The sequence below is a fragment of the Microcystis sp. M44BS1 genome (genome assembly GCF_020244875.1).
GTDB lineage: Bacteria > Cyanobacteriota > Cyanobacteriia > Cyanobacteriales > Microcystaceae > Microcystis > Microcystis panniformis.
This window is the reverse complement of sequence record NZ_JADBVM010000317.1, coordinates 1-2,510: the sequence shown is the minus strand read 5'-3', so window position 1 is coordinate 2,510 and position 2,510 is coordinate 1. Positions and strand designations below refer to the sequence as shown.

At 42.0% G+C, this 2,510-nt stretch carries 2 pseudogenes; both read right to left on the bottom strand.

The features are described from left to right. Positions 1-446: pseudogene (locus tag IM515_RS23470) on the bottom strand (PEP-CTERM sorting domain-containing protein); the annotation flags it as partial. 61 nt (positions 447-507) lie between these two features. Then, a pseudogene (locus IM515_RS23465) lies at positions 508-2,510 on the bottom strand (hypothetical protein); the annotation flags it as partial.

Here is a 2,510-nt window from a genome sequence, read left to right as displayed (position 1 = left end):
GTGTAAGGTTGATAGCCTGTTTCTTTCGTTAAATGGGAAAAAGAAGGATTAATCGGAAAACTAGATTGAGTATCTGCCAAAGAATATAAAGTATTATTAAGGGTAAAAAAAGCGAAATCTCTGTAATCTACATCAGCCGCAGCTTCATCAGTCAGAAAATTACAAGAAAAGCTTAAAATATCGCCAGCATTAGCAGTAATAGTCTGTTTAATAGCGGAGCCTTCAGTAACAAATCGATTGCTTAATTGATTACTCGATAAGCTGAGAAATGATTGTAAATTACTAGCATTAGTCAAGGATTGATTGTCATTACAAGCATCGATAAAAAAACAAGTTTGTAAAACGGCTTGATAACTTCCGTTAGCTGGTGTAACCTTAAAACTTGAAGTTTCAACGCTCGTTTTTCTAACTTTTGGCCGCTCTGAGCAGATTTTGGGACAGCCCATCTCTAAAGCTGGAAATCCTGTAACAGTTATCCCGATGATTGCCTACTCCCTTTAATGATGCTTAGAAAACCCCAAAATTGCTGGCAGTTAAAGCTAAAGTTGGAGAAAGTGTCGCAATTTGGCTGGCTGCTGTTGTTCCTGTACCATCAATGTCGTACCATAATTGACCATTACTGGCATTATAAATAAAACGATGAGCAGAGGTCGTCGCTGATGTTCCGGTAGTAAACTGGGTGTTTAGTAAAGTACCAACCGTTAAACCGCCACTAAATCCACTCCGAGATACCAAAATCGTGTCATCTAGCACATTAAAGTCGGCAATCGTGTCAATGCCTTCCGTGCGTGAGTTATAGCGGAAGAAATCACGGCCACTTCCTCCCGTCAAGCTGTCATTTCCTGTCCCTCCTATGAGAGTATCATCGCCATTTCCGCCGAGTAGGGTATCATTTCCATTTCCCCCATTAAGGCTATCATTACCATCCAACCCAGAGAGAAGATTGGCACCTGAATTTCCGGTTATCACATTATTGCCATTGTTCCCCGTGCCATTAATCGCTGTACTACCTGTTAAGGTGAGATTTTCAAGGTTATCGGCCAAGGTATAAGTAATGGAGGCGGAAACCGTATCTGTTCCTGCACTATCAATAATCACATCGTTGACGTTATCAATGGTATAAGTGTCATTACCTTCTCCTCCGTCTAGGGTATCTACCCCTGCTTTGCCGTCTAATGTATCGTTCCCTGCATCGCCTAGGAGGTAATTATTGCCGTTATTGCCGATAATTGTGTTATTCGCACTGTTCCCCGTGCCATTTAAGTTACCATTCCCAGTTAAGGTGAGATTTTCTAATCCCGCTGCTAGGGTATAACTAAAGGGGGCAATAACCGTATCTGTTCCTGCACTATCAATAATCACATCGTTGACGTTATCAATAGTATAAGTGTCATTACCTTCTCCTCCGTCTAGGGTATCTACCCCTGCTTTGCCGTCTAATGTATCGTTCCCTGCATCGCCTAGTAGGTAATTATTGCCGTTATTGCCGATAATTGTGTTATTAAGGGTGTTTCCTGTACCATTTAAGTTACCATTCCCAGTTAAGGTGAGATTTTCTAATCCCGCTGCTAGGGTATAACTAAAGGGGGCAATAACCGTATCTGTTCCTGCACTATCAATAATCACATCGTTGATATTATCAATGGTATAAGTGTCATTACCTGCTCCTCCGTCTAGGGTATCTACCCCTGCTTTGCCGTCTAGTTTATCGTTCCCTGCATCGCCTAGGAGGTAGTTATTGCCGTTATTGCCGATAATTGTGTTATTAAGGGTGTTTCCTGTACCGTTAATGGCTGAATTGCCTGTTAGGGTCAGATTTTCCACTAGGTTAGGTAAAGTATAAGAGACACTCGCATAAACTAAGTCCGTTCCGCCTGTGCTACCTGTAACGGTTTCTAGGACAAGATCTCCACTATTATCCACATAATAGACATCATTGCCATTGCCTCCTTCGAGAGAATCCGAACCCAGTCCCCCATTTAGGGTGTCGTTTCCGGCTAATCCTTGTAGGGTGTCGTTTCCGTCTCCACCGACAAGATTGTCATTGCCAGATGTGCCTGTAATGAGTATCCCTTCCGTCACTTGGTTGACGGTAATGGTAAAGGTATCCTCAATAAATAAACCTTTCGATGTTCCTCTGATGGTAATTTGAGCCGTTCCAAACTGATTTTGGAGATAATCTAGGATTAATTGGTTATTAACGATAGTTGCTGTCACCAAGCTAGTATTTGTGTTGGATAACACACTCTTGGTAATTGCATCTCCATCGGGGTCACTAAAGACGGTGGTTATATCAATGACGGTATTGGCTGCATCTTCGTCAACATTGACATCTGTAATCGGATTGAGGACGGTTGGTGGATTATCTACTATATCAAGCGCGTGAGCATAAACGTTATCGTTTTCGTTTGATTCTACTTGGTAGTTTTGGTAGCTAGAAGCATCTGTCTTAAATAATAAATAGCCACTTCCTGCTACATAACTAGGTAAGGTGACGGTACTGCTTGCTG